At 44.1% G+C, this 26,669-nt stretch carries 24 protein-coding genes; 12 read left to right on the forward strand and 12 right to left on the reverse strand.

Going from position 1 to position 26,669, the window contains the following annotated elements; genetic code table 11:
• Positions 1-26: 26 nt before the first annotated feature.
• Positions 27-1,079 (reverse strand): 3-deoxy-7-phosphoheptulonate synthase AroG, encoded by a 1,053-nt coding sequence (gene aroG / locus NL626_RS08805; RefSeq protein WP_017635200.1) that lies wholly within the window; start codon positions 1,077-1,079, stop codon positions 27-29.
• Between the two features lie 459 nt (positions 1,080-1,538).
• Between aroG and NL626_RS08810 the strand changes: the two genes are divergently transcribed.
• A complete protein-coding gene (locus NL626_RS08810) occupies positions 1,539-2,531 on the forward strand; it encodes an OmpA family protein (RefSeq protein ID WP_005373499.1) in 993 nt (330 codons plus the stop codon).
• Positions 2,532-2,619: 88 nt separating this feature from the next.
• On the opposite strand, the gene NL626_RS08815 is transcribed toward NL626_RS08810, so the two are convergent.
• Positions 2,620-3,222: a beta-phosphoglucomutase family hydrolase gene (locus tag NL626_RS08815; protein WP_213876927.1), complete on the reverse strand. Its 603-nt coding sequence runs from the start codon at positions 3,220-3,222 to the stop codon at positions 2,620-2,622.
• A 76-nt stretch (positions 3,223-3,298) separates the two neighbouring features.
• Here NL626_RS08815 and arfB point away from each other — a divergent pair, with 76 nt between their 5' ends.
• Positions 3,299-3,712 (forward strand): alternative ribosome rescue aminoacyl-tRNA hydrolase ArfB, encoded by a 414-nt coding sequence (arfB, locus tag NL626_RS08820; RefSeq protein ID WP_017635196.1) that lies wholly within the window; start codon positions 3,299-3,301, stop codon positions 3,710-3,712.
• A gap of 100 nt (positions 3,713-3,812) precedes the next feature.
• Complete coding sequence (locus tag NL626_RS08825; protein WP_253657240.1) at positions 3,813-5,582, forward strand: methyl-accepting chemotaxis protein; 1,770 nt, start codon at positions 3,813-3,815, stop codon at positions 5,580-5,582.
• A gap of 89 nt (positions 5,583-5,671) precedes the next feature.
• Here the strand turns inward: NL626_RS08825 and vmeZ are convergent, their stop codons facing one another.
• The gene (gene vmeZ, locus NL626_RS08830) at positions 5,672-8,824 is read right to left on the reverse strand and encodes a multidrug efflux RND transporter permease subunit VmeZ (RefSeq protein ID WP_017635194.1); all 3,153 of its coding nucleotides are present in this window, start codon (positions 8,822-8,824) and stop codon (positions 5,672-5,674) included.
• Positions 8,825-8,832: 8 nt separating this feature from the next.
• Complete coding sequence (vmeY, locus tag NL626_RS08835) at positions 8,833-9,960, reverse strand: multidrug efflux RND transporter periplasmic adaptor subunit VmeY (RefSeq protein ID WP_253657241.1); 1,128 nt, start codon at positions 9,958-9,960, stop codon at positions 8,833-8,835.
• Positions 9,961-10,379: 419 nt separating this feature from the next.
• Between vmeY and NL626_RS08840 the strand changes: the two genes are divergently transcribed.
• Complete coding sequence (locus tag NL626_RS08840) at positions 10,380-10,844, forward strand: dCMP deaminase family protein (protein WP_005373515.1); 465 nt, start codon at positions 10,380-10,382, stop codon at positions 10,842-10,844.
• Positions 10,845-10,923: 79 nt separating this feature from the next.
• Here NL626_RS08840 and pepT read toward each other — a convergent pair whose 3' ends face one another.
• Positions 10,924-12,153 (reverse strand): peptidase T, encoded by a 1,230-nt coding sequence (gene pepT, locus NL626_RS08845; RefSeq protein WP_222712060.1) that lies wholly within the window; start codon positions 12,151-12,153, stop codon positions 10,924-10,926.
• A gap of 170 nt (positions 12,154-12,323) precedes the next feature.
• Entirely contained in the window at positions 12,324-13,187 is an 864-nt protein-coding gene (locus NL626_RS08850) for a DUF6279 family lipoprotein (protein WP_005389049.1), read from the reverse strand.
• Positions 13,188-13,448: 261 nt separating this feature from the next.
• On the opposite strand from NL626_RS08850, the gene NL626_RS08855 reads away from it, so the two are divergent.
• Positions 13,449-13,622 carry a hypothetical protein gene (locus tag NL626_RS08855; protein ID WP_005373524.1) on the forward strand — a complete coding sequence of 58 codons (174 nt, stop codon included), beginning with the start codon at positions 13,449-13,451 and terminating at the stop codon, positions 13,620-13,622.
• Positions 13,623-13,712: 90 nt separating this feature from the next.
• Here the strand turns inward: NL626_RS08855 and NL626_RS08860 are convergent, their stop codons facing one another.
• Together NL626_RS08860 and narQ are read right to left on the reverse strand one after the other, a co-directional pair.
• Positions 13,713-14,327, reverse strand: coding sequence for a response regulator (locus NL626_RS08860; protein ID WP_031777156.1), 615 nt, complete (start codon positions 14,325-14,327; stop codon positions 13,713-13,715).
• A 4-nt stretch (positions 14,328-14,331) separates the two neighbouring features.
• Positions 14,332-16,068: a nitrate/nitrite two-component system sensor histidine kinase NarQ gene (gene narQ / locus NL626_RS08865; RefSeq protein WP_025767926.1), complete on the reverse strand. Its 1,737-nt coding sequence runs from the start codon at positions 16,066-16,068 to the stop codon at positions 14,332-14,334.
• Positions 16,069-16,315: 247 nt separating this feature from the next.
• Here narQ and napF point away from each other — a divergent pair, with 247 nt between their 5' ends.
• The 6 genes from napF to NL626_RS08895 all read left to right on the forward strand — a co-directional run bounded on the left by napF (position 16,316) and on the right by NL626_RS08895 (position 20,930).
• Positions 16,316-16,801: a ferredoxin-type protein NapF gene (gene napF, locus NL626_RS08870; RefSeq protein WP_104976222.1), complete on the forward strand. Its 486-nt coding sequence runs from the start codon at positions 16,316-16,318 to the stop codon at positions 16,799-16,801.
• Positions 16,802-16,848: 47 nt separating this feature from the next.
• Positions 16,849-17,157: a chaperone NapD gene (locus tag NL626_RS08875; protein WP_005373535.1), complete on the forward strand. Its 309-nt coding sequence runs from the start codon at positions 16,849-16,851 to the stop codon at positions 17,155-17,157.
• Complete coding sequence (gene napA, locus NL626_RS08880) at positions 17,154-19,643, forward strand: periplasmic nitrate reductase subunit alpha (protein WP_253657242.1); 2,490 nt, start codon at positions 17,154-17,156, stop codon at positions 19,641-19,643. Before NL626_RS08875 ends, napA begins: the two co-directional genes overlap by 4 nt.
• Before the next feature lie 78 nt (positions 19,644-19,721).
• Positions 19,722-20,177 carry a nitrate reductase cytochrome c-type subunit gene (locus NL626_RS08885; RefSeq protein ID WP_005389061.1) on the forward strand — a complete coding sequence of 152 codons (456 nt, stop codon included), beginning with the start codon at positions 19,722-19,724 and terminating at the stop codon, positions 20,175-20,177.
• Positions 20,178-20,205: 28 nt separating this feature from the next.
• The gene (locus NL626_RS08890) at positions 20,206-20,784 is read left to right on the forward strand and encodes a NapC/NirT family cytochrome c (RefSeq protein WP_005373542.1); all 579 of its coding nucleotides are present in this window, start codon (positions 20,206-20,208) and stop codon (positions 20,782-20,784) included.
• Positions 20,785-20,795: 11 nt separating this feature from the next.
• The gene (locus NL626_RS08895; protein WP_005373546.1) at positions 20,796-20,930 is read left to right on the forward strand and encodes a TIGR02808 family protein; all 135 of its coding nucleotides are present in this window, start codon (positions 20,796-20,798) and stop codon (positions 20,928-20,930) included.
• Positions 20,931-21,099: 169 nt separating this feature from the next.
• Here NL626_RS08895 and phaC read toward each other — a convergent pair whose 3' ends face one another.
• From phaC to NL626_RS08915, 4 genes are all read right to left on the reverse strand, one after another.
• A complete protein-coding gene (phaC, locus tag NL626_RS08900) occupies positions 21,100-22,875 on the reverse strand; it encodes a class I poly(R)-hydroxyalkanoic acid synthase (protein ID WP_017819891.1) in 1,776 nt (591 codons plus the stop codon).
• 66 nt (positions 22,876-22,941) lie between these two features.
• Positions 22,942-23,289: a phasin family protein gene (locus NL626_RS08905; RefSeq protein WP_005373550.1), complete on the reverse strand. Its 348-nt coding sequence runs from the start codon at positions 23,287-23,289 to the stop codon at positions 22,942-22,944.
• Between the two features lie 44 nt (positions 23,290-23,333).
• A complete protein-coding gene (locus NL626_RS08910; protein WP_213969646.1) occupies positions 23,334-24,542 on the reverse strand; it encodes an acetyl-CoA C-acetyltransferase in 1,209 nt (402 codons plus the stop codon).
• A gap of 12 nt (positions 24,543-24,554) precedes the next feature.
• On the reverse strand, positions 24,555-25,295 hold the full coding sequence (locus NL626_RS08915; RefSeq protein WP_005373555.1) for an SDR family oxidoreductase: 741 nt from the start codon (positions 25,293-25,295) through the stop codon (positions 24,555-24,557).
• Between the two features lie 739 nt (positions 25,296-26,034).
• On the opposite strand from NL626_RS08915, the gene NL626_RS08920 reads away from it, so the two are divergent.
• Entirely contained in the window at positions 26,035-26,655 is a 621-nt protein-coding gene (locus NL626_RS08920) for a LysE family translocator (protein ID WP_021035942.1), read from the forward strand.
• Positions 26,656-26,669 lie beyond the last annotated feature (14 nt).

The raw sequence follows: 26,669 nt of genomic DNA on the forward strand, positions 1-26,669 counted from the left end.
CTTTTAAAAAAGTTTTTCTGTTGAGCTTACTTGTTGCGGCGCGCTTTTACTGCATCAGAAAGCTGACGAAGTACCGTTTCCGTGTCTTCCCAACCAATACATGCATCAGTGATCGACTGACCATAAGTGGCTGCTTTGCCATCCACTAAGTCTTGGCGACCTTCAACTAAATGAGACTCGATCATCACACCAAAAATGGCTTCTTCGCCAGCAGAGATTTGCTCGGATACATCATCAGACACCAGCATTTGACGCTTGAACTGCTTCGAGCTGTTAGCATGGCTAAAATCAATCATCACTTTTTTCGGCAGACCTGCGGTGTCCAGCTCATCTTTAATTTGAGCTACATGTGCTGCACTGTAGTTTGGTTCTTTACCGCCACGTAGAATAATATGGCAGTCTGGATTACCAGCGGTTTCTACGATCGCGGAATGACCGTATTTTGTTACTGAAAGGAAGTGATGGGAAGCGCTTGCAGAACGAATCGCGTCGCTCGCTATTTTAATATTCCCGTCTGTACCGTTTTTGAAACCTACAGGACAAGAAAGACCAGAAGCTAGCTCGCGGTGAACCTGAGATTCTGTCGTACGAGCACCGATAGCGCCCCAACTGATCAAATCCGCCACGTACTGAGGTGTGATCATATCTAAGAATTCACTTGCCGTTGGCAAGCCCATATCGGTTAGATCAAGAAGAAGTTTACGTCCGATACGTAGACCATCATTTAGCTTATAGGTGTCATTTAAGTAAGGGTCATTGATAAGGCCTTTCCAACCAACGGTCGTACGCGGCTTTTCAAAATAAACTCGCATAACAACCTCAAGCTGCTCGCCCAGTTCATCACGTAGTACTTTTAGCTTTTTACCGTACTCAACCGCGGCAGCCGGATCGTGAATAGAACACGGGCCAACGATCACGAGTAATCGATCGTCTTTTCCTTCAAGAATATTGTGAATGGCGTTACGGCAATCAAAAGTGGTCGAAGAAGCGGTTTCAGTCGCTGGGAACTTCTCTAATACTGCAACAGGTGGCAATAACTCTTTTACTCTATTTATTCTTACATCATCAGTTTGAAACATTACTTCTACTTCCTGGTTTTATTTCCGACCCCATTTTTACCAACTGAACTCATTGCAACTTTGTTCACAAAGCGAGCAGCATCAAGGGCTGTGGTCATTTTCTGTCTAGCGTTTAAGTAACTTATCGGCTTAGGCGTAGACTTGCAATCAGTTTTTGCAAATAAATGCAAATAAAAACCACCTGTTAACCACCGCGCACAATGTAAAGCAAAGTTTACGAAAAAAAGTTCAAAATAATCATCAATTTTCTTATGCACCAAAAAATCTTTACTACAATGTAAGAAATATCAGAAGTTTGTGAGGTATTTTTGGGTAGTAAATGTTGATCAAGTTCAAATATATTGTTGCTTGATATGAAATGATTAGAATATTAAACTAATTTCTTATAAACGCTGGTTTTTTCTAATTTTTTGATAAAACGAAGTAGAAGTTAATATGCAATCAATACAAGGAAACATTATGAACAAAGTAGCAATTGCAGTAGCAGCAGTGGTAGCTGGTAGTAGCGCGCTTTTAAACTCTGCTCAAGCTGAAATGTACATCGGGGGCAAAGTGGGCATGACTACACTTGACGACGCTTGCTATCTAAATAGCCCTTGTGATGATGAAGCGTTCGGTGCAGGACTACATATCGGTTATGACTTTACCGATATCATCGGGCTAGAGTACGGCGTAGACTTCTTAGGCGACTATGAAGGAAACTCTAGGTCAGGGGCTAATACGATTAATACGATTGACGGCAATCTAACGGCTTTAACACTTGCACCTAAATTCAACTGGCACTTAAACGACTCTTGGAATCTGTTTGCTAAGATCGGTGGTGCTTACATGATGTCTGATGACGAAACAGACTTTGTCCCAACAGGTTCTTTGGGGGCTGAATACTCGATCGATAGAAACTGGAGCGTTCGAGCTGAATACCAACGCTACCAAGACATGTCTGACGACGTGTGGGACGACATGGATGCTAATTTCTTTGGTATCGGTGTTAACTACAAATTCGCAGCTGCTCCAGTTGTTGCAGCAGTTGTAACGGAAGAAGTGATCGAGCCAGATCCAGAACCAGTGATGATGAGCAAGGTGCACAAAGAAGAGTACGGTACAGGTACGTTTGAATTCGATAGTGCTAAGTTAACAGAGTCAGTTTCTGAACGTCTGGACAACTTTGTTTCATTCTTGAACGAATATCCTCAAGCTCAAGTAGAGATTACTGGTTACACAGATAGCTCAGGCCCTGCGGCATACAACCAAAAACTGTCTGAGCGTCGTGCTCAATCTGTTGCTGATTACCTAACCGCAGCTGGCATTGGTTCAGATCGTTTGACAGTTAAAGGTATGGGTGAAGAAAACCCAGTTGCTGACAACAGCACTCGCGAAGGTCGTGAGAAAAACCGTCGCGTAGAAGTTGTGGTACCTTCATTTGAATACCAAGAGCTAGTTCAACCAGAATAAGCATCTATGATTCATGATCGATGATGTGGTAAAAATTAATGGGGTGCATTTGCACCCCATTTTGATCTCATATTAAGGGATATTGCCACTATGGCTTTGGGAAAAAGATCAACTCATTATCTTGCACCATAACACAATCCATACCAGCTGCATGCGCCGCTCGCTTCCCCAACTCAGTATCCTCGAACACAAGACACTGTGACGCCTCCAAGTCGAGTTGTTGCGCGGCCACCAAAAAGGTATCTGGAAAGGGTTTATGGTTCTCTACATCACTCGCGGTTACTACAACATCCAACTTGTCTAATAAACCTGCATGACTTAATAAGCGCATGGCACTTTCTCGTTGGCTGCCAGTCCCGACTGCAATTTTCTTATGGCCTAAATATTCCTCTAACACGATGTTCGTGCAAGGAATAACGTCACCATGAAGCTCCATAGCAGCGAATGTTTCCATTTTAAATGTCGCGACAGTTTTAGGATCTAATGAAAGCTCATGCACACGATTTAGTTCCTCAACAATTTTAAAGCTCGGCATCCCTCCTAAACTGTGAAACCACTCCTGACAAAACGGAAAATCAAAACGCTCAGCAGTTGCTTGCCAAGCTGCCAAGTGGGCTGGCATGGTATCGATTAGAGTACCATCCATATCAAATATGAATCCTTCATAGGGTCTAAAATCAATCGTGCTCATGTCTTTTCTTCTATTTGTGCATCTGTAATGTTAATTTATCAGCTCTTTCAATCGTCCTTACCGGCATTTACTTATCATGCTCAAAATTTCGAACTCCGTCACAATTCAAGAGTGGGAAATTCAATTATCCCCAATTAGAGCTCAAGGAAATGGTGGCCAGAACGTTAACAAGGTAGCGTCCGCTATACACCTGCGCTTTGATATCCGGCATTCAAGCTTACCTGACTTTTACAAAGAGCGATTACTTGCACTTTCTGATAGTCGTATAAGTAAAGATGGCGTGATCATCATCAAAGCGCAACAATTTCGGACACAAGAACAAAATAAGGAAGACGCCCTAAATCGGCTTCAAGCATTGATAAAAGCTGCCGCTTTACAGGAGAAGAAGCGTATTAAAACGAAACCAACCCGCGCTTCTCAACGCCGACGACTTGATACAAAAAACAAGCACGGAGCGAAAAAACAGCAACGTAAAAAAGTGCTGTATTAGTGCATGTCGTTTTCTCGACATGTTAGTTGAACAACGTTTGCTAGCCCTTGGAAATCTCATTGGATTTCTCTTTTTAGTTACTTATTCAGGAAACAACAATATGACTATTAGGCAAAAACTCTACTTCCTCGGAGTTATCGCCATTTTAGGCATCGTGGCCCTTTTGGGTACGTCATCCCATTTTGAAAATAAGAGCAATGATCTTAATCACGCCATCAAACTCGTTGGTGATCTAGAAATACGCTTACTCAACTTACGCAGAAATGAAAAAGATTTCCTACTGCGTAGTAATGACAAATATCTAAATAAGTTTGACGCCAATGTTGACAAGTTTATAGACACAGAAAAAGAGCTTGCGAGCATACTCAAGAGTAATGAATTACCTTCCAGTCAACAATTTAAGCAAGACTTGCTCGCATACCAAAGGGGCTTTCAGAATCTGGTCAGCGCTTACCAACGATACGGGCTTGATTCAAAGAGTGGGCTTCTCGCCGGTTACGAACAAGCACTATTAGAAGCTAAACAACGTTCAGACCACCAGCAGTTATTGGCATTAGTCCGTTTTGACTCTGCGGTAAAAGCAGGACTATTCAATAGTGACTTGCTTGAGGGGCAATATGCTCCGGAGCTTATCAAAACAGGTAAGCAATTGGCGGCCCAAAAGCAAGTTGTTGGGGTTGCTTATGACAAAGGCCTACTCGGTGAAACTCGCGCATTATCCCATGCCGTAGAAGAGCAATTTGAAACCTTTTCCACAGCCCTTAGCTCTGCTGCCGCACAACGTGATGAACAAATGTCGACCATCAAGCAGGTCATTACAGCTCTGATCTTAGTCGTTATTTTCGCATTGATTTGGCAAATTTCACGTTCAATCAATACGCGAGTGAATAGCTTACTTGGCACCATTCGAAGTATCAGCGAAACGAACAACATGGGACTTCGATCTAATTTGAAAGGTCAAGACGAGCTATTTGATATCAGTCATCACCTCAATGACCTATTGGATAAGCTTGAGCATCTAATTAGTAGTACCCAAGAAAAATCGGCGCAACTCACTGCAAGTACCGATAATATGCATCGTGAGTTAGAAGGCGTTATGGAGCAATTCCACACGCAAACTGACCACACAGCATCAATGGCGACGGCAGTTCAGCAAATGGTTGCCACAATAGGTGAAATCTCTGAAAGCACATCAGTTGCGGTAGAAGGCGTACATCAGGCAGCGAATAATGCCGAGCAAGGTCGAGGAGTTGTTGAGGCGACGGTAACCAACATCGGTCAACTAACCACGATTTTATCAAACAGCCAGCAGTCGATTGGCTCGCTGAATCAGCATGTAGATAAAATTGGTGGTGCCGTGAACATCATCCAAGAAATTGCAGAGCAAACCAACCTACTAGCTCTCAACGCAGCAATTGAAGCCGCGCGAGCAGGAGAACAAGGCCGCGGGTTTGCAGTTGTCGCCGATGAAGTACGCGCCCTAGCTAGCCGAACTCATCAATCCACAGAGGAAATCACACGGGTCGTTGCAGACATTCAAACTCAAATGTCTACAGTTGTTGCTGATATTGATCAATGTAACGATCAAGGGCAACAAACACTTAATGCTTCTGAAAAACTGGATTCTAGCCTGCAACAGATCATTACTGACATGCATTCAATTCAAGGTAATTCGGAGCGCATAGCTTCAGCAATTGAAGAACAAGGTATCGTGATGAACCAAGTTAGCGGTTCAATCACCGAGCTAAACGCAATATCTGAGAATAACATGCAATCCGCTCAGGAATGCTTGCATGAAGTGAACTCTGTCTCTGCTCAAGCTCATGATATGGATGAAGCCGTTGCACAATTCAAAACTGCGCTAAAATAACCCTTTTCAAAATAGAAAGCCCGAAGCAATCATTGCTTCGGGCTTTTTTTCAATTGTCACTTCGTGCTTACTGCGCACTTCGGATGTGATTATTCATCATCAAGAGGAACCAGCTTGGTGTTGCCGCCATGAACTTTCTCACGCTGTCTTTGCACCAGAGCGTAGAAGCCTGGGATCAAGAATGTACCTGCTAGAAGCACACACAATAGACCACCAATCAGCGACACGCCGAGTGAGTTTTGACTCACGTGCCCCGCGCCAGCGGCAAAGATAAGCGGGAAGATACCCAGGATAAATGACCAAGATGTCATATTCACAGCGCGGAAACGTAACGTGCCTCCTTTAACCGCTGCACTATCGATATCAGCATCTTTTTCTTCACGCTCTTGCTTGGCGAACTCCACAATCAAAATTGCGTTTTTCGCCGCCAAGGCTATGAGCAAGACAAGACCAATTTGGGCATACAAGTTAAGCGGCGTGCCAGTTAGATTTAACGCAAGGAAGGAACCTAACGTGGCTACTGGGACCACCAAAATAATAGCCAGTGGAATACTCCAACTTTCATACTGAGCCACCATAAACAAGTAAATGAAGATCAAAGCCAGCGCAAACGCATAAATGGCTTGGTTGCCCGCAAGCACTTCCTGATAAGCCATACCTGTCCATTCATACGTGTACCCTTGCGGAAGAACTTCAGCAGCAACGCGTTCCATTGCGGCAATCGCATCACCACTAGAGTAACCCGGAGCTGGTTGGCCTTGAATGATAGCACTGCGGTACATGTTGTAACGCCATGCCACATCAGGCTCAAACACTTGCTCGTAGCTCACTAGCGTACTTAACGGAACCATATCACCGTTCGAAGAACGAACATGGAAACGCTCTAGATCTTCCATGCTGCTACGGTGCTGGCTATCAGCTTGCATGGTTACGCGGAAGTTCTTACCAAACATGGTGAAGTCATTCACATAAAGCGAACCTAAGTTGCCTTGCAAGGTTTGGAAAATAGACGACAGCGAAATACCTAATTGCTGCGCTTTCTCACGATCGATATCAACGTAGTAGTGCGGAACATTCGCGCGGAACGTGCTAAACGTGTAGGCAATTTCAGGCGCTTGGTTAGCCGCTTGGATCATTTCTCCCATGACCATCGACAAATCGGTACGACTTCGCCCTAGCGTGTCTTCAAGCACAAACTCAAAACCAGACGCAGCGCCCATACCAGGAACCGCCGGTGGTCCCATCGCAAAAACAACCGCTTGAGGTAACTCTGTCGCCGCTCGCCCGTTAATACGTGCCGCGATAGCATTAGCAGAGTGCTCTCCTTGCAGCGAGTTACGAGTATCCCAGTCATGCAATTTGATAAATACAGAAGCACCGTTTGATGCTGCTGCGCCTGTCATAAACGAGTAACCGTTCGCAACCGTCACACCATCCACACCAGGTTCTTCACCGATCATTTTCATTAAATCATTGGTGACTTCTTCAGTACGTGATAAAGAGGCTGAATCTGGTAGCTGTACGTTAACCAGCAAAATGCCTTTATCTTCTTGAGGAACAAACGCTGTAGAGGTAGTTTTCGCAAAGAAAGTGACCGCTGCGATAGCAACTATAAAGAACGTCACGAGCAGTAAAGACTTCTTCACCAAGAAACCAGCGATCTGGCCATAACGCGTAGTGATGCGCTCTAAGCCTCGGTTGAAAGCCTGGAACCAGTTAGCGGTATTGCCCCCACCCTGCTTCAATACCAGAGAACAAAGTGCTGGAGACAGCGTCAATGCATTGATGGATGAAATCACAACCGAAATACAGATGGTCAAAGCGAACTGGCGATACATGATACCGGTGATACCTGGCAGCATGGCGACGGGTATGAATACCGCAAGTAGAACCAAGGTCGACGTGATGATTGGTCCCGTTACTTCTTTCATCGCTAGCAACGTCGCTTTACGCGGTGAAATGGTTGGGTCTTTCGCCATGGTAGTATCGACGTTTTCGATAACCAGAATCGCATCGTCCACCACGATACCAATCGCAAGGATCAAGCCAAACAAAGTAACCGTATTAATGGTGAAGCCCGTTGCCTGCATGATGGCAAACGTACCAATCAGAGAAACGGGGATCGCGACAACAGGAATCAACGTTGCACGCGCACTACCCAAGAACAAGTAAGTTACAGCAATCACCAATAGAATCGCTTCAATCAGTGTTTTTACTACCCCTTTGATCGATTCAGATACGAACACGGTTGTATCGTAGCTGGTCTCGTATTCCATTCCCTCTGGGAAGTTTTTGCTCAAGCCTTCAAGGAGCTCCATGACGGCCTGACCACTTTCTAACGCATTCGCATCCGATTGAAGAGACAACGCAACGATTGACGCGTCCTGGCCACGGAACTTACCGTTACCATCGTAGAACTTTTTGCCTAGTTCAACGCGAGCAACATCTTTCAGATAAACCGTAGAGCCATTGGGATTAGCTCGAAGGACTACGTTCTCAAACTCACTCACGCTTTCCAAGCGACCTTTGGTCACAAGGTTAAACTGAACTTCTTGCGGATTGTTGTATGGTGCTGCACCTACACGCCCTGCCGCAACTTGAACGTTCTGTTCAGCCAAAGCGGCGTATACGTCTGACGTGGTTAGCTTAAGGTTGGCCATTTTTTCAGGATCTAACCAAACACGCATTGCGTATTCGCCACCACCAATCACGTTAACTTCACTGATACCTTTCGCACGAGCCAACTGATCTTTTACATTCAAGTTAATGTAGTTAATCAAGAACTGATCATCGTATTTGCCATCAGGTGAATAGAAGTTAAGTACCATCAGCAAGTCAGGTGAACGCTTTTTCACCGTCACACCAACCATGCGAACTTCTTGAGGCAGTTTTGACTCAATCTGTGACACGCGGTTTTGCACGTTAACTTGCGCCATATCTGGATCGGTGCCAACATCGAACGTGACGTTTAGGCTGTAAGAGCCATCGTTCGCGCTCTTTGAAGACATGTATATCATATCCTCAACGCCGTTGACTGAGGTCTCTATGGGGTCCGCAATGGCCTGCTCGACAACTTCCGCACTCGCGCCAGTGTAGTACGCCGAAACGCTTACTGATGGCGGGCTTATCTGTGGGTACTCAGCCACTGGCAAAATCGCCAGTGAGATCGCGCCGGCTAGCGTTAATATGATCGAAATAACCAGCGCGAATTTAGGTCTCTGAATAAAGAAACGACTTAACATAGTGCCCCCTACTGCTTATCTTCAGCAGGTGCTTGAAGGCGCACTTCTACACCATTACGCACACGTTGTAGGCCTTGTGTAATAACCGTATCTTCCTGATCGAGCCCTTCTCGAATGATAATGCCTTGTTCAACCTGAGGGCCAAGCTCGACGTTACGACGCTCTGCCACACTTCCCTCAGCCATCACCATCACAAAGTCACCTTCTAAGTCAGTCTGTACGGCACGTCGTGGGATAACAATAACGTCTTTCGTGTTCTTATCTCTCAAGTTCACTTTGATGTGTTGACCCGGAAGTAACTTCTGCTCTGGGTTTGGCACTAGCGCGCGCATAGCAATCGTACCCGTTTTGGTGTCAATACGATTACCTAAGAAATCAAGCTTACCAAGATGCTCAAAAAACTGTCCATTTTCCAGTTCAAGCTGAACTTCAACGCGGTTTGATTCAGCCGAGCCATCACCTTTTACTTGATCCATACCCATAGCTAAACGCTCACGCTCACTCACACTAAATGAGGTATGAACTGGATCTAAACTCACCAGAGTTGTCAGCACGCCAGATGACGGAGAAACCAGATCACCCGTACTCACTTTGGTATCACTAATACGTCCGCTAAAAGGTGCTCGGATTTGAGTATAGGAAAGGTTAACTTCAGCAAGTTTAAGTTGAGCATTTGCCGCTTCTAGCTCTGCTCTCGCACCAAGAAGTGCCGCAGTTAAAGCATCAAACTCAGATTGAGAGATACTACCGCGAGGCAACAAGTTTTTACCTCGAGTATGATCTAATTCGGCTTTTTTTAGCGCCGCTTTAGCTTGTGCAAGTGCGGCTTTAGCACTCGCGACTTGGGCTTCAAAAGAAGATGGCTCGATAGAGTAAAGGAGCTGCCCTTTTTCTACCATTTGCCCCTCTCCAAAGTGACGAGCTTTTAAGTAGCCAGAAATCTGCGCGGTAATATTGGTATCTTCTACTGCTTCAATGCGACCGATATAAGACTTGCTCGGTTGGTAGTCGATAACCGTGACATCCTGAGTCACTACGAGAGGCGCTTGACCTTTCGTTTGGGCATTATTAGCTTCCCCGCATCCAGCGAGGATTGCTGTAGCCGCCATTAGTGCGACAAGTGGTTTCTTTTGCATGTATTTACCGTCTTTATAGAACAGGATATTGTTGAATTCCTATCAACCTTACTCCTTGCTGCCACTGAAAACTTCACTGAAAAGCGCCCAAGGTGTTTCTAAATGTAAACATGAGAAACAAAAGGAAAATAAAGTAATTTAGTTAACAGTGGTATTCAATGAGCAATATACATACAACTCAATCATAACTATTTAATATACGCCTTAGGAGATCGCGAATTTTAGCGTGTGCTTGGAAACACTAACGGGAGTATTGTATTCGGGCGTAAAGTGAGATTCAGTGCTCAAGATAAGAACGTTTTGTGGCTAAAAAGGTAAAAAGTGACGCCTTCATACTCAAGACCCCGATTTTGACTATTTTTTTAATATAAATGGGTTATCATTCAATTAATTCAACGCCTTCGACAGAGAGGATGACTATGATTTCTAAATGGGCGAAACGCTTTTACCAGATGGCAGAACTAGTGGCGTCTTGGAGTAAGGACCCATCAACACAAGTCGGTGCCGTTATTACTAAACAGAATCGCATTGTATCTGTTGGATTTAATGGCTATCCGCATGGTGTTTCTGACAGTGTCGACACCGATGAGCGCGAGTTGAAATACCTTAAAACACTGCACGCGGAAGAGAACGCAATTTTGTTCTCAAAACGTGACTTAGACGGATGTGATATTTGGGTAACGCATTTTCCTTGCCCTAACTGCGCGGCAAAGATCATTCAAACAGGGATCTCACACGTACACTGCCCTGAGCAGTCTGAAGACTTTTTATCTCGCTGGGGAGATAAAATCCAAGTCAGTCAAGATATGTTCGATCAAGCGGGTGTGAAAGTCGACTGGTTACCACTAGAAGACATTGAAATTGAAGACAAAGACGTGCGCTAGTATTCCATCTTAATATTTAAATAGCCCAAGATCTGGGCTATTTTGTTATTAAATCTGCAAGAGGTCTCGACGTAGTCTTTTAACTGTGTTTTTTCGCTGTGAGCTCAGCAATTTTGACAATAACGAGTACTGATTTTTCCATCATTTCAACAGAAATAAACTCATGAATTCCGTGGAAGTTAAAACCACCGGTGAAGATATTCGGGCACGGCAAACCCATAAAAGATAAACGAGCGCCATCTGTACCACCACGAATAGGTTTTATAATCGGTTCCACATCACACGCTTCCATCGCTTGCTTTGCCAGCTCAATGATATGAGGGTAAGGCTCAACCATTTCTCTCATATTGTAATAGCTGTCTTTTATTTTTAGCTCTACAGAACCATGGCGTAAACCCGTGTTCATTTCATCGACGAGTTTCTGCATGAAGGCTTTTCGCTCCTCAAGTCTTTGACGGTCAAAGTCTCTAATAATGTAACCTAGCTCGCTTCGTGCAACGCCCATTTCTGCCGATTTTAGATGGAAGAACCCTTCGTAACCTTCGGTTGCTTCCGGAGTTTGATCTTGGGGCATTTGAACTTGAAATTTCGCAGCCAAGTTCATCGCATTGACCATTTTGCCTTTTGCAGTACCTGGATGAACGCTAACACCATGAAAAATTACATCAGCGTTTGCTGCATTAAAGTTTTCGTATTCCAATTCACCTTGCGGGCCACCATCTATAGTGTATGCCCATTTCGCGCCAAATTTTTTAACATCAAACAAATCTGCACCACGACCGATTTCTTCATCCGGAGTAAAGCCAATACAAATGTCGCCGTGTGGAATGTCTGGGTTTTCCAGTAGCAGAGCTACCGCGGAAAGAATCTCTGCGATACCAGCTTTATTATCCGCGCCAAGTAATGTAGTGCCATCGGTAGTAATAAGATTGTGGCCATGTAGGTGATGTAAATCTGGGTATTGCACGGGAGATAACACTTCATCCCCCAACCCTAATGCAATATCGCCACCCTGGTAATCTTCGATGAATTGCGGCTTTACGTTTTTGCCAGATGCATCCGGCGCGGTATCCATATGGGCAATGAAGCCGATAGGAGGAACCTCATAATCAACATTGGCTGGCAGTTTAGCCATCAAGTAGCCATTTTTATCCAAAGTCACGTCACTTAAACCAAGCTCGATCATCTCATTTTTAAGTAACTCAGCAAACACAAGCTGACCAGGTGAACTTGGGCAAAGCGTCACATGTGGATTGGATTGGGTATCAAACGTGACGTATCGAAGAAATCTTTCAACTAAATGTTTCATATTTATTCTCATTGTTTTGTACGATGAGGCCTTATCACGCATTGATAAGCTGACGTTGCCTCATCAAACCTCACGCTATGTTACGCTCTTAGCTCAATAAGAATTTGCTTTGAATCATTTTTTGATAAGAAAGGCTTTTGCGCTTTGCTTTCGCTCATTGAAGCATGAATTTAATCTAAAAGCTCCTCAGCCAGTACTCGCCACTCTTTAACCTTTTCACGAAAATGACGCCATTGCTTATCGGTCATCGAACGAGAAACATCTAATGTCAGTTGATCAACCAATGCAAAGTTAGAGTCAATATTCAGAGAAAGCTGCTCACTATAATAACTCTCTGGCTCGAACAAGAGTCGCATAAATATATCTTGATAAGTCACAACATTAGATTTGTTGTCGAACAAGTATTCGAGCTCTTGATATACCGTGGCTCGATAATCTCTCCATAAAGGGCTGTTTAAAATAACTTGCTGAGAAAATCTTTGAGCTAATTGACGCTGATTTCCTGATAGATTCCCTAGCCATTCTTCCATCCACTCTTCAGTGTTATCCAGAATAATTTCACGCACTTCGTCTTCTGTCTTATCGGCATATTTTGCGTTTCGCTCTTGATAATGTTCTTGTACATTACTCAAAAACTCGCGTTCTTGCTCTTTCGTTAATTGCAAACTTAACGCAAAAAGATCTGGTGCTGCTTTGCTGACCACTCTATCGTAATGCGCTCGCATTCTATCTCGATTTTGTTGTAAGTAATTTAAGGTGATATCGCTCGCTTTTAATCTCTCAAGGTCTTTTAGATGTTCGATATATAATGGTAACTCCTCTTTCTTGTGCCAGTCTGCCAACAGTAATAAGCGCTCTTCCACTAGGACTTCTTGTTCCCCTTGCAACGAGACATAGTCCTCTAAGTAATCGAGCACGAACCAATCGATATTGCTGTATAAAAACTTTTTCGCACAACCGGCAAGCAGAAATACGAAACAAAATAGAAGGCCATAACGAAGCGCCTTATTAGATACATCCTTTAATTTAGTCACTTATTCGTATTCCCTTTTCTGTTGATTAAGTTCTATACTCAACCTGTATCACTTAGTATTGCGGCAAACTTACACCAGTGTGACAAATATTGATTGCCACCTTAATAATATATAGAGTTTGAAATTAACTTTTTGATCACAGCTATCCGCAAAAAAGTGAGTTAGAGCGCAATTATCGGCTAAAAAACGTACCGAACGACGCTCCCTATAACGGCATATAATTTGCATGGATGTTTTTTGGATGGTTTATGGAGGCGAAGTATGGCAGCCGCTGAGCAACTTGATACCAGTGTAGAATATGAGATTCGATATTTTGAACAGGGGAAAATGCACTGCATGAGAGTCATTGCTGAAAGCAAAAAAGTGGCTTATCAGTACTATTTGGAGTGTGGTAAGCACAACAGTGACTTGTACTCTATTCGCCCAGACAAGTAAAAAAACCGCCTAACAGGCGGTTTTTTTATTCGTCAGAATCAATATAACTGTTTGATTTTATTTATTATTACAGATTCAAATCCAACAATGTTATTTGATGTCGCCAAAGCGCTCAAGATAAAGGACGGTTGCTGCAGTACGAGAAGGAACTTGAAGCTTTTTAAGTAAACTCTTCATATGTACTTTAACCGTAGACTCAGAGATAAAAAGACGATCGGCAATTTGCTTGTTGCGGAAACCTCTTGCCACCTCTCTTAAGATCTGCGATTCACGATCGGTCAGTGTATCAAACACGTCCTCTTGCTCTGAACGTTCACTCAAATACTTAGAAACTTCTTGGCTGTATGCCTTGTCCCCTTGGTGCGCTTGTTTTAGCAACTCAACCAACTCATCGGGCTCAGTGTCTTTCAATAAATAGCCATCGGCACCACTTCGAACTATTGCTTCGATATCTGCTGGGCTATCTGAAACGGTTAGAATGACAATTCTGGCTTCACAGCCATCTGCACGCAGTGCTTGCAAAGTATCAAGGCCAGACATGCCTTTCATATTAAGATCAAGAAGTACAAGATCCAGTTCCAGCTCATGCGCTTTCGCTACTGCATCCGCGCCATTACTTGCTTCTGCAATAACCTCAAACTCAGGCTCAAAGCTTAAAAGCTGGTGGATACCTCTTCGCATGAGTGGATGATCATCCACCAGCATTACTTTACACACTGTCACTGTTTACTTCCTTACTATGTTGGAATTCTAATTTTACGGTACAACCTTTGTTTATCGATGCTTCGATGTGAAGATCGGCATGCAGTCTAGCGGCCCGCTCTTGCATGATACTCATACCGTAATGATTTAATTTTTCGTCTTGATGTTCAAAGCCTATTCCATCGTCGCTAACGGTTACTGTGACTTTTCCATCATTATCGAGACATTGAATGTGAATATTATCTGCTTGCGCATGTTTGATAGCATTAATTGCCGCTTCTCTTATCAACTGTAGTAAATGAACCTGCTGATGTGCATCCAGTTCAGTTGATGAAAGTCTATTTTTTAGCGTAATGTCCGCAGCAGTTTGTTCACTGAGCGTTTCAACCATGTCTTGCAATGCTTGGCCAAAACTGCCCTCTTTAATCGTAAGACGAAACGTCGTCAGCAACTCGCGTAACTGCGTATAAGCCGCAGATAAGCCCGTATCTAGCTCAGCAATAACTTGATTAGCCTGCGCGATCGCCTTTTCGTCAGGTAAGTTCTTTACGCTTCTCTTTAACAAAGCGACCTGAATTTTTAAGTAAGAGAGTGCTTGAGCCAATGAATCATGCAACTCCCGAGCAATAGTGGCTCGCTCTTCCATCAGCAGAATTTGTTCTGCTTGGCGCTGCGCCCGATTGTAATACACGGCGCGTGATAAAATCTGCACGAAGTTGTCAATAAGAGCCTCGTTCGGACAAGGTAACCCTGCTTTCCAATATAAATAGCCCAAGTGCTCGCCATCTAGCATCAGGGCTTTACCGTGGCAATCTTCATCACAATCTTGGCAGCATTCTTCTCCTTCCATCAATATCCAGCTCGGTTCTCCCAGCTGCTCGATTTCAAGTTTGACCGCTTTAATGCCCTCAAGACTGACAATATGCTGCAAAATCGCCTGGAAATTGTCTTGATTAATACGCGACGCCGTGAGTTCTTTTGACGAGTCATACAGCACTTCTAAAGACTGGTTGGCATGCTGCAATTTACGTGTTTTCTCATCAACCGCTTGCTCTAATCCTCGGTACAACTTACCAAGGTCTGTCGCCATCCGGTTAAAGGTTCGAGTCAGTATTCCCATTTCATTATCGCTAGATACATTGAGCGATATATTGAATGAGCGATTTTTAATTTGCTCGCTAGCAAAAACTAAGGCACGCAGAGGCCGAACAACTTCGAGGCGCACAAAATGAACGACAAACATACTGACACAAAGGATGCCACCCAACCCTAACCCGCCGATCCAGGCTAAGTTAATCAGTTTTTGCTCCGAAAAGCTTTGCAGCTTAAATACAAACTCATCGATTTGTTCAACAAAACCGGCCACTAGGAGTTGATATTCTGCCGGGTTGTCTCCTCTAAGCACCGCCTTGAGTTCATGCCATCTGATAATAAGACGGTAGTAATCGTGAGTGATGTCTTCTGGCACAGACCAATGCTGAAGCGCTTTCATTGAAGGTGAATATATCGAATGTTCAAATGCGTCAATATGTGAAGAATAGTCAACAGATTTAACCTGAATATCATTCGCCAGACGGTAGCTTTGCATTCGCATCGAGCCAGCAACATTGACGGCTTCAGCATCGTTCAAACTGGACGCTAACGTAAAAATCGCAAAACCAGTCGTAGCGACTGAGAGCAGCAAAATAAGAAGCATCGCGGACGCAATCGTGCGCGTCACTGACTTTTTCACATTTTTAAACAATCTGAGTTCCTCGCCCATTAACAATCCTATTTGTACGTGCAATGAACCCATTACCTTTCAACTTTATCAATATGTGATCACCTGCGACGGAATTTATTGATCCAAAACAATATTGCATACCATTTACCCCCTAAGAGGTATTTATACAAATATGTCAAAAACTACAATTTCGTTAGTTTAAATGACAGTTTATTAATGAAAATTGTGGACTATGCTTAGTTTGGGTTCCAAGTTTCGAGGTGACTAAGTGGTAGACCTTTCCAGAAGAAGACTCTTTGCAAGAAAAGCGCACCCCGACAACGCCGTACGTTTGCCTTGGTTAACTAAACCGGAACAGTTTACGGACGATTGCACTCGCTGCGGTAAATGCATTGAGGCCTGTGAAACAAAGATTATAACCAAAAGTGATGGCGGATTCCCCTCGGTCGATTTTTCCATCGATGAATGCACATTTTGCTATCAATGTGCAAACGCCTGTCCTGAGCCCCTTTTCTTGCCAGATACAGAACAACCTTGGCAAGCAAAAGCAAGTATCAACGATAACTGCTTAGCAAAACAAAATGTCGAATGCCGAAGCTGTGGGGATATGTGCGACCCGATGGCAATTCAGTTCAAATTAGAACTGGGGAAAGTAGCACAACCCAATTTAGACCTTGATGAGTGTAACGGCTGCGGCGCCTGTGTTTCAGTGTGCCCGACTTCATCCATCAATGTGAGCAATATAACTGCCTAAGCCGAATGTCGTCGGCCAAAGGCAATAAAAATAAATGAGAGAGCTATATGTCACTAAATGAAGTGCATATTTCAAGTTTGGTAGTACATGTGCTGCCGGAACATTTGGACGAAATCAAACAAAAGATAGAAGCACACGAAAATGCGGAAATCTATGGTGACAGTCCTGAAGGCAAGATTATCGTCGTACTTGAAACTGAGAACCAAGGTTTCATCACAGACACTATCGACGCCATTAACAATTTACCGAACGTCTTAAGCACGGTATTGGTTTATCACCAAATCGAAACTGGGCTTGAAGAAACGGATGAAGAAGACACTGGAACACAACATTCCCAAATCGAGGGTGAAGTATGAAAATGACAAGACGTGCGTTTGTGAAAGCAAACGCGGCTGCATCAGCTGCTGCTGTCGCAGGTGTGACACTACCAGCATCTGCAGCCAACCTGATTGCAAGCTCTGATCAAACCAAAATCACATGGGACAAAGCACCTTGTCGTTTCTGTGGTACAGGCTGTTCTGTTCTTGTTGGCACTCAAAACGGCAAAGTGGTAGCAACACAGGGTGACCCAGAAGCACCAGTAAACAAAGGTCTGAACTGTATCAAAGGTTACTTCCTTTCTAAGATCATGTACGGTCAAGACCGTCTAACTCAACCGATGCTACGAATGAAAGATGGCAAATTCCACAAAGATGGTGAATTTACACCTATCTCTTGGGATGACGCTTTCGACATCATGGCTGAGAAATGGAAAGCTTCCCTCGAGACAAAAGGCCCAACAAGCGTAGGTATGTTTGGCTCAGGCCAATGGACAGTAATGGAAGGCTACGCTGCGTCAAAGTTAATGAAAGCAGGCTTCCGATCAAACAACATTGATCCAAACGCTCGTCACTGTATGGCTTCTGCCGTTGTAGGTTTCATGCGCGCATTCGGTATCGATGAGCCAATGGGTTGTTACGATGACTTTGAGAACGCAGACGCTTTCGTTCTTTGGGGCTCAAACATGGCAGAGATGCACCCGGTTCTATGGACTCGCATTACTGACCGCCGCCTAAGCCACCCTCACGTTAAAGTGAACGTGCTTTCTACTTACTACCATCGTTCATTTGAGTTGGCAGACCACGGCTACATTTTCAATCCTCAGTCTGACCTTGCAATTGCTAACTTCATCGCAAACTACATCATCGAAAACGATGCAGTAAACTGGGACTTCGTGAACAAACACACGAACTTCACTCAAGCAGACACTGACATCGGCTACGGTCTACGTGACGATGATCCGCTACAAAAAGCAGCGAAGAACCCGAACTCTGGCAAACTCACTTCTATCTCATTCGAAGAGTACAAGAAATCAGTAGCGCCATACACAGTAGAGAAAGCATCTGAAATCTCTGGTGTTGAGAAAGAGAAGCTTATCGAGCTTGCGAAGCAATACGCGGATCCAAACACGAAAGTAATGTCTCTATGGACGATGGGTATGAACCAGCATACTCGTGGTGTATGGATGAATAACTTGGTTTACAACATCCACCTACTAACCGGTAAGATCTCGACTCCGGGGAACAGCCCATTCTCACTAACGGGCCAACCATCAGCATGTGGTACCGCTCGTGAGGTTGGTACGTTTGCTCACCGCCTACCAGCGGACATGGTGGTTGCTAACCCTAAACACCGTAAGATTGCAGAAGACATCTGGAAACTGCCAGAAGGTACGATTCCACCAAAACCTGGCTTCCACGCCGTATTGCAAGACCGTATGCTGAATGACGGCGTTCTGAACTGTTACTGGGTTCAATGTAACAACAACATGCAAGCCGGTCCAAACATCAACACAGAACGTCTTCCAGGTTACCGCAACCCAGAAAACTTCATCGTTGTGTCTGACCCATACCCGACAGCAACAGCACAAGCAGCAGACCTTATTCTTCCTACCGCAATGTGGATTGAAAAAGAAGGTGCTTACGGTAACGCAGAGCGTCGTACCCAAGCTTGGTACCAACAAGTGGGCACAGTCGGTCAAGCAAAATCGGACCTTTGGCAACTAATGGAGTTCTCGAAACGCTTCAAAATGGAAGAAGTATGGCCTGAAGAGCTTCTAGCGAAAGCGCCTCAATACCGTGGTAAAACAATGTACGACGTACTTTACCGCAATGGTAACGTCGACAAATTCCCTATCGAAGAAGCTCGTGAACTGAATGACGATGCTCACCACTTCGGTTTCTATGTTCAAAAAGGTCTGTTTGAGGAATACGCAACATTTGGCCGTGGTCACGGGCATGATTTGGCTCCATACGACCGCTACCACCAAGTACGTGGTCTACGTTGGCCTGTTGTTGATGGTAAGGAAACACAGTGGCGCTTTAAAGAAGGTTCAGACCCATACGCGAAAGAAGGCTCTGGTTGGGACTTCTACGGCAATGCTGATGGCAAAGCGAAGATCATTTCCGCGCCATACGAAGCGCCACCAGAAGTACCGAACGATGAATTTGATATGTGGTTATGTACTGGTCGTGTTCTTGAACATTGGCACACAGGCACCATGACTCGTCGTGTACCTGAATTATACAAAGCAGTACCAGACGCAGTGTGTTACATGCACCCAGAAGACGCAAAAGCACGCAATGTTCGTCGTGGTGAAGAAGTACTCATGGCAAACAAACGCGGTGAAGTACGCGTTCGTGTTGAAACTCGCGGTCGTAACCGTCCGCCAAAAGGTTTGGTATTCGTACCGTTCTTTGATGCACGTATTTTGATTAACAAGCTTATCCTAGATGCGACTGATCCACTGTCTAAACAGACAGACTTTAAGAAGTGCCCAGTCAAAATCACTAAGATTGCTTAACCTGCAGATACTGAATGCTACGGCCGTCATTATGGCGGCCTAATAAAGAATTTAAGCCATAAAGGCGGAGATGAAATGATGAAAAAATTACTTGTCGCAGTTTTATCTGTAGGTGCGTTAGTGACAGGCATTGCGCAAGCTGAGTTGGATAATCCAGGTGGTATTGGAGGTCTAGAATCTTTACGTGGAATGTCTCAATTGGAAGATACGCGTCCAGCAGACGAGTTCAAAGACTTCCCTAAAGATCAAATTGTTGAAGACAGCTATGTTTATCAACCACCGTTGATCCCACACAGCATTCGTCACTACGAAATTTCGTTAAATGCTAACAAGTGTCTTGCATGCCATAGCTGGAAAAATGCAAAAGAGTCAGGTGCGACTAAAATTAGCGTAACGCACTATGTAAACAGAGAAGATGCGGTACTGGCAGATATGTCTCCTCGTCGTTACTTCTGTTTGCAATGTCACGTTCCACAAACGGATGCAAAACCACTAGTGGAAAACGAGTTTAAGGCAGTCGATTCGCTTCAGTAATTGAAACGCGAGTACTAAGAGGTTACTTATGAAAATACTTAAAGCGTTTTGGAAGAGACTGTCGAGCCCGAGTAAAGCTGCCGCTGGTGTGGTTTTATTTCTAGGCTTCGCTGGTGGCCTTCTATTTTGGGGCGCATTCAACACAGGTATGGAAGCAACCAACACAGAAGAATTCTGTTCTGGCTGTCACGCGCCGATCGTTGCTGAAATTCAAGAAACAATTCACTACTCCAACCGTTCTGGTGTTCGTGCGATTTGTTCAGACTGTCACGTTCCTCATGAATGGACGGATAAGATCGTTCGTAAAGTACAGGCATCTAAAGAGCTATTTGCACACTTCGTAACGAAGACGATCGATACGCCAGAGAAGTTCCAAGAGCGTCGTGGACACCTCGCAGAGCGAGAGTGGGCACGTATGAAAAAGAATGACTCTCTTGAATGTCGTAACTGTCATGAGTTTGATTTCATGGATTACTCTCAGCAAGGATCACGTGCGGCAGAACAACACTCCACCGCTCTAGCTTCAGGCGAGAAAACATGTGTAGACTGTCACAAAGGTATTGCGCACAAACTACCAGACATGAGCGGCGTTGAAGGCTGGCACTAAGGAGACTTACCATGAGTACATTAGAATCTGTAATTTGGCATATCCTTGGCTACAGTGCTATGCCAGTGATTATTCTTTCCGGCTTTGTGGCGGTAGCAGCAATCTCTCTCTGGCTGCTGTCATTTGGTAAGGATAAAGAGGTGTAACGTAACGCATCTCTACTCGTCAACTAGCCTATTTGTTGACACTGAGCGCCGAGCAAATGCTCGGCGCTTTTTATTTATTGCTCAATGGTACTTGCCAACAATAAACAAGCAATCATACATAAAAAAGCGACCATAAAGGCCGCTAAGATTTACTGCTATAGGGAGTTGTTTAAGATTCTTTTACTGGCAGAACCTGTTTGACGTATTGTCCTGGCGCTTCATCAATAACCGGATGGTTTTCTGAGCCAATAGGGAAAGGCTCAACTTGCTCTTTAGGGTTGAATTGGAGTAACCACTCGTTCCAGTGTGTCCACCACGATCCCTCTTTGTGTTCCGCGTTATTCAACCACTCATCAGCAGAGTCATCCAAATTATCGTTCAACCAATAACCATACTTATTTTTAGCTGGAGGGTTCACGATGCCCGCAATATGACCAGACTCACCGAGGACAAACGTTTTGTTACCACCCGTGTTCAGCGCACCACGGTAAGTTCCCTGCCATAACGCAATGTGGTCTTCTTTCGTTGACACAAAATAGCTAGGAATTTTGATCTTATTTAGATCAATCCATACTCCACCAATTTTGACGCCTTTATCTTGCACCAGCTTGTTCTCTAAATAGAGCTCGCGAAGCAAGAAATTGTGAGATGCAGCGCTGACGTTGGTGCTATCGCTATTCCAGTACAACAAGTCGAAATCAACCGGACTGTTACCCTTCAAGTAATTGTCGACGTAGTAGTTCCAGTACAAGCTGTTTTCACGCAGTAAACTAAACGTCACGCTTAAGGAACGGCCGTCCATATATCCTTTTGCGTTATTTTGCGCTTCAATTGCACTAACAATGGTGTCATTGATATACGCGCCGACTTCACCTGGTTGAGAGAAGTCGAGCAACGTGGTGAAGAAAGTGGCAGACTTAATGCGCTTCTTCATACGTTTTGCAGCGTAGTACGCAACCGTGCTTGCTAAAACAGTACCACCAATACAATAACCAGCAGCATTGATTTGCTCTTGTCCTGTTATATCTTCAATTGCAGCGACGGCTTTCACTACGCCTTCTGTCACGTAGTCACCAAACTCTATGTGCGCTTGTGCCTTGCCTGGATTGCGCCAAGACATCATAAATACACTGTGCCCCTGCTCTAACAACCATCGAACCATTGAGTTCTTTGCCGTTAAATCAAGGATGTAGTATTTATTGATGAAAGGTGGGACGATGAGCAGCGGCGTCGCATTCACTTTCTCTGTTAGAGGTCGATATTGAATCAACTCAAACAATTCGTTTTGAAAAACCACATTGCCCTGTGTCGTCGCAACGTCATCGCCCACGCGGAATGCATTGTTATTCGTCATACGAATTTTTAAAATGTCTGCGCTCGACTCAACGTCTTCTTTCAACTGCTCTAAGCCTGCCAGTAAGTTTTGACCGTTTTGCTCAAGTGTCAGCTTCAAAAGCTCTGGGTTAGTGGCGATGAAGTTGGAAGGAGAAAGGGCGTTAATGGCTTGGCGAGAGAAAAAAATAATACGTTCTTTCGTCTTTTCATCTAAGCCTTCCAAAGACTCGATGGTGTCCAGATAGGTCTTACTAAATAAAAGGTAGGATTGTTTGATGAAGCTATACATGGCTTCATTTTGCCACGCTTCGTTTGAGAAACGCTTATCCCCTTTTTCAGCTTCGACGATTTGTGCTTGGTTCCCTGCCAATGCAACATTCTGCCAAATTTGCAGCTGCTGTTCCCACCACTGTGCTTGCAGCTTTAAAATCGCAGCAGGCTGATTCGCAGCTTGTTCGAACAGTTTGGCAGTATCCTCAAAGTTCACTTCTTGCATGGCCTTGTTTAAAGGAGAGTTCACGACTGCCTTGTTCACTTCGAAATCATGCCACCACTGATGATTGGTTTCCTGAAGCTTCACAAGATAGTCCGAAAAGAAGTGTTGAAACATAGTCTTACTCCTATATTCGGAAAAAACAACGCCGCCCAAATCTAGGGGCGGCGAGAATCGGACAAATTACGCTGGAGTAACAGTCTTTAGATTTTCCGAAGTCATTTTCTCAACGTCTTCTTTGAACTCTTTTGCAATCGCTTGAAGCTTGTTGCTGTCATCCATCATTTGTTGAGAAAGTTTAGTAAGTACGCTTAGTTGCTGACTGTTGAAAGCAGTCAATGACGTTACGTCTTTGATTTCTGTCGCTGCTTTCATCTGGTTTAGACCCACTTCACTGTATGTGCGAATGGCGTTCAATTGAAGCTCGGTCAACACTTCTACGTTTTTTGTCACTAGCTTGTTGAACTTCAAGTAAGGTTCTAGATTTTTTTCAGTTTGATCGCTAAATGTTTTGAAGAAATCTGTGTACATGGTTTGTCTCCTAGAGAAAGAATTAAAAATGTCCGTTTAAATAATTACTTAACTGTCTTTACAACCACAGCCGTGCCCATGCCGCCGCCCACACAAAGTGAAGCAACGCCATATTGACCATTTTGCTTATGAAGCTCGTGAACCAGCGTGACTAAGATTCGGTTGCCAGAAGCACCAAGCGGGTGTCCTAGCGCGATAGCACCACCGTTAAAGTTCGCTTTATCTTGAATCGCGTTAACTGGAACTTGGTTTGTTTCCGCCAACTGATGAATCACGCCAAGTGCTTGCGCTGCAAATGCTTCGTTTAACTCGTAAACGTCGATGTCGTGTACACTGAGTTCTGCTTTTTCGAGTGCTTTATTGACTGACTCAACAGGACCTAGGCCCATAATCTTCGGATCAAGACCCGATTGCGCGTAGCTTACGATCTCAGCAAGCGGCGTTAATCCATGCGCTTTAACTGCGCTTTCAGACGCCACGATAATCGCACTCGCGCCATCGTTAATACCTGATGCATTACCCGCAGTCACAGTGCCTTCGCGGTCAAAAGCAGGACGTAGCTTGCTTAAGGCTTCCATTGTCGCGTTCGCTTTTGGGTATTCATCCGTATCAAACATCACGGTTTCACGGCGTTGCTTTACTTCCACTGGCACAATTTCGTCTTGAAATTTGCCAGCTTCGATAGCGGCTACCGCTTTCTGTTGGCTAGACAGCGCGTATTCGTCTTGCTGCTGGCGAGTTAAGCCGATTTGTTTTGCTACGTTTTCTGCCGTCACACCCATGTGATATTGGTTGTAAACATCGGTTAAACCGTCCGCTACGAGCAGATCTTTTAGCTCCAGATTGCCCATTTTGTTGCCATCACGAATGCTGCTTGGTGCGGCAAACGGAATCTGAGACATGACTTCAACACCCGCTGCAACAACGATCTCAGCATCGCAACTACGGATATGGGACACGGCATCCATGACCGTTTTCATGCCACTACCGCAAACCATGTTTACGCCATATGCAGGAACAGATTCAGGAATCCCCGCAAACAGTGCCGCTTGGCGGCCAACCCCCATTCCTTGACCTGCACCAACAACGTTGCCAACAATCACTTCGTCAACCTTGTCGCCAGGCAACTTTGCCGCTTCCAACGCGCCTTTAATCGCTACTGCTGCCAGATCGCCAGCAGAAGTATTTTTCAGGCTGCCACCAAAAGCACCAATTGGAGTACGCTTCGCCGCTACGATAAATACTTTTTCCATCATCTTCTCTCCTTAGTGCATGTATAGGCCGCCGTTCACCGACAAAGTCTCTCCGGTGATGTAGGCGCCCGCATCGCTGACCAAGAAGCTCACTGATGCTGCAATTTCTTCTGGTGTCGCAAGACGTTTCATTGGAATTTGGTTCGTGATGGATTCCAGCACTTCTGGCTTCATTTGCTCAACCATTGGCGTACCCGTGTAACCCGGAGCGATAACATTAACTGTCACACCCGAGCGAGCACCTTCGTATGCTAAGGCTTTAGAGAAACCGATCATCCCAGCTTTCGCCGCCGAGTAGTTTGCTTGACCAAACTGCCCTTTAAGACCATTGACTGAAGAGATATTGATGACACGACCACCGCCTTTTTCGCACATTGCAGCAAAGAGGGGTTGCGTAACGTTGAATAAACTATTGAGGTTGGTATTGATGACATCATTCCAAGCTTGCGCAGTCATCTTTTTAAACACGCCATCACGTGTGATTCCTGCGTTGTTGACAACAACATCAATGGTTCCTTCCTCCCCAAGCAATTGCGCCAATTTCTCTGCACACTCTGTCGTGTTTGTTACATCCAACTCAAAAAGGCGAACCTGATCTTTGGTAAACCCTTTGCTGTTGAACCACTCCAGCGCACATTCGTAGTTACCTGTGAAATATGTAGCAATTACACGGTAACCATCATTAACTAATTGAGAGGAAATAGCAGAACCAATTCCGCCTTTTGATCCAGTGATCAAAGCGACTTTCTTCATTGAAGACTCCATTCTTAACGGCATTTAAAAAGCAAACTTAATACACTGATGAAATAGTTCACCAACTGACGTGTTTATTTATTCTTTTGACAACCAATCCCGTGCTGCCTTTATTTTAAGTTAACCTAGAAATATTACATTTCAAATAAAAAACTCACCCAATTGCATAAGATTGATTTAGATCTCATTACCCGTGAAATGTTATAAAATGGTTAATTTTACATAAGTCATTGTTTTAAATCACACTTCCACAAAAGCCACACCAACAGAAATAGAAACATAATTATTAAATATCATGCACTTACATACAGAATGGTAGACGTTACATTATGTCATGATTTAAGATCTGAATCTTAAGCCTATATGATTACAACAAACTTGAGATTAGAATAATAATTCAATTATCAGTAAAAATAATTATCAAACATATCATTTAATTACTGCATTTAATGATAATTTAGTTATCAATTCGATTATTTTAATACAGTGATGATTAATACCGATAAAATATAATAAATTAAATATATTTAATCTGAAAATGATATAAGAGCTTGTCTCATACTGGTGCAATACGCACTATTATGACGCATAGATTAAAATATAATTTCATTTTAAATTTATATATTCGAAGAACATCAACTAGCTACTAGTGAAAGTAATCATTCGCTTTGTAGTAGCATCCTTTTCCACTTTGCACTATCTTTGTGGCTTCTCTTTAATCACTAAATCATCAACAGATATGAATCTTGCATTGCTCAGTATGTTCATCCCTACTTTCTTTTTTGTCTCAATCACGCCTGGTATGTGCATGACTCTCGCCCTAACGTTAGGTATGAGTATCGGTTATCGTCGCACGTTATGGATGATGATAGGAGAACTTCTCGGTGTTGCGCTGGTGTCAGTCTCTGCGGTGTTAGGTATCGCTGCGATTATGCTCAATTATCCTTGGATGTTTATCGCGTTAAAGTTCATTGGTGGCGGTTATTTACTCTATCTTGGTGTTGAAATGTGGCGATCGCGAGGGAAACTTGCGATTAATGTCGACAACTTAGAAACACCAAAGAGTGACAATATCGCACTGATCATGCAAGGCTTCGTTACCGCAATCGCAAACCCAAAAGGCTGGGCATTTATGATTTCTCTTTTACCGCCTTTTATAGACCAAAACGCAGCGCTTGCACCGCAACTGATCATACTTGTCTCCATTATTTTACTGTTTGAGTTCATTTGCATGTCTCTGTACGCTACTGGTGGTAAAGGGTTGAAACACGTATTAGGTCAGTCTAAGAATGTACGTCTAATGAACCGTATCGCAGGCACTTTAATGATGGGAGTTGGTGTCTGGTTGCTACTAAGCTGAGGCAAACTGGAAAC

This window comes from Vibrio sp. Y58_MX_L22 (assembly GCF_024181865.1).
GTDB lineage: Bacteria > Pseudomonadota > Gammaproteobacteria > Enterobacterales > Vibrionaceae > Vibrio > Vibrio alginolyticus.

Excerpts from the sequence above, each read along its gene's own strand:
- aroG (WP_017635200.1), bottom strand. The coding sequence starts at position 1,079 with ATGTTTCAAACTGATGATGTAAGAATAAATAGAGTAAAAGAGTTATTG.
- NL626_RS08810 (WP_005373499.1), top strand. The coding sequence starts at position 1,539 with ATGAACAAAGTAGCAATTGCAGTAGCAGCAGTGGTAGCTGGTAGTAGC.
- NL626_RS08815 (WP_213876927.1), bottom strand. The coding sequence starts at position 3,222 with ATGAGCACGATTGATTTTAGACCCTATGAAGGATTCATATTTGATATG.
- arfB (WP_017635196.1), top strand. The coding sequence starts at position 3,299 with ATGCTCAAAATTTCGAACTCCGTCACAATTCAAGAGTGGGAAATTCAA.
- NL626_RS08825 (WP_253657240.1), top strand. The coding sequence starts at position 3,813 with ATGACTATTAGGCAAAAACTCTACTTCCTCGGAGTTATCGCCATTTTA.
- vmeZ (WP_017635194.1), bottom strand. The coding sequence starts at position 8,824 with ATGTTAAGTCGTTTCTTTATTCAGAGACCTAAATTCGCGCTGGTTATT.
- vmeY (WP_253657241.1), bottom strand. The coding sequence starts at position 9,960 with ATGCAAAAGAAACCACTTGTCGCACTAATGGCGGCTACAGCAATCCTC.
- NL626_RS08840 (WP_005373515.1), top strand. The coding sequence starts at position 10,380 with ATGATTTCTAAATGGGCGAAACGCTTTTACCAGATGGCAGAACTAGTG.
- pepT (WP_222712060.1), bottom strand. The coding sequence starts at position 12,153 with ATGAAACATTTAGTTGAAAGATTTCTTCGATACGTCACGTTTGATACC.
- NL626_RS08855 (WP_005373524.1), top strand. The coding sequence starts at position 13,449 with ATGGCAGCCGCTGAGCAACTTGATACCAGTGTAGAATATGAGATTCGA.
- NL626_RS08860 (WP_031777156.1), bottom strand. The coding sequence starts at position 14,327 with ATGCTGGTGGATGATCATCCACTCATGCGAAGAGGTATCCACCAGCTT.
- NL626_RS08875 (WP_005373535.1), top strand. The coding sequence starts at position 16,849 with ATGTCACTAAATGAAGTGCATATTTCAAGTTTGGTAGTACATGTGCTG.
- napA (WP_253657242.1), top strand. The coding sequence starts at position 17,154 with ATGAAAATGACAAGACGTGCGTTTGTGAAAGCAAACGCGGCTGCATCA.
- NL626_RS08885 (WP_005389061.1), top strand. The coding sequence starts at position 19,722 with ATGAAAAAATTACTTGTCGCAGTTTTATCTGTAGGTGCGTTAGTGACA.
- NL626_RS08890 (WP_005373542.1), top strand. The coding sequence starts at position 20,206 with ATGAAAATACTTAAAGCGTTTTGGAAGAGACTGTCGAGCCCGAGTAAA.
- NL626_RS08895 (WP_005373546.1), top strand. The coding sequence starts at position 20,796 with ATGAGTACATTAGAATCTGTAATTTGGCATATCCTTGGCTACAGTGCT.
- phaC (WP_017819891.1), bottom strand. The coding sequence starts at position 22,875 with ATGTTTCAACACTTCTTTTCGGACTATCTTGTGAAGCTTCAGGAAACC.
- NL626_RS08905 (WP_005373550.1), bottom strand. The coding sequence starts at position 23,289 with ATGTACACAGATTTCTTCAAAACATTTAGCGATCAAACTGAAAAAAAT.
- NL626_RS08910 (WP_213969646.1), bottom strand. The coding sequence starts at position 24,542 with ATGGAAAAAGTATTTATCGTAGCGGCGAAGCGTACTCCAATTGGTGCT.
- NL626_RS08915 (WP_005373555.1), bottom strand. The coding sequence starts at position 25,295 with ATGAAGAAAGTCGCTTTGATCACTGGATCAAAAGGCGGAATTGGTTCT.
- NL626_RS08920 (WP_021035942.1), top strand. The coding sequence starts at position 26,035 with ATGAATCTTGCATTGCTCAGTATGTTCATCCCTACTTTCTTTTTTGTC.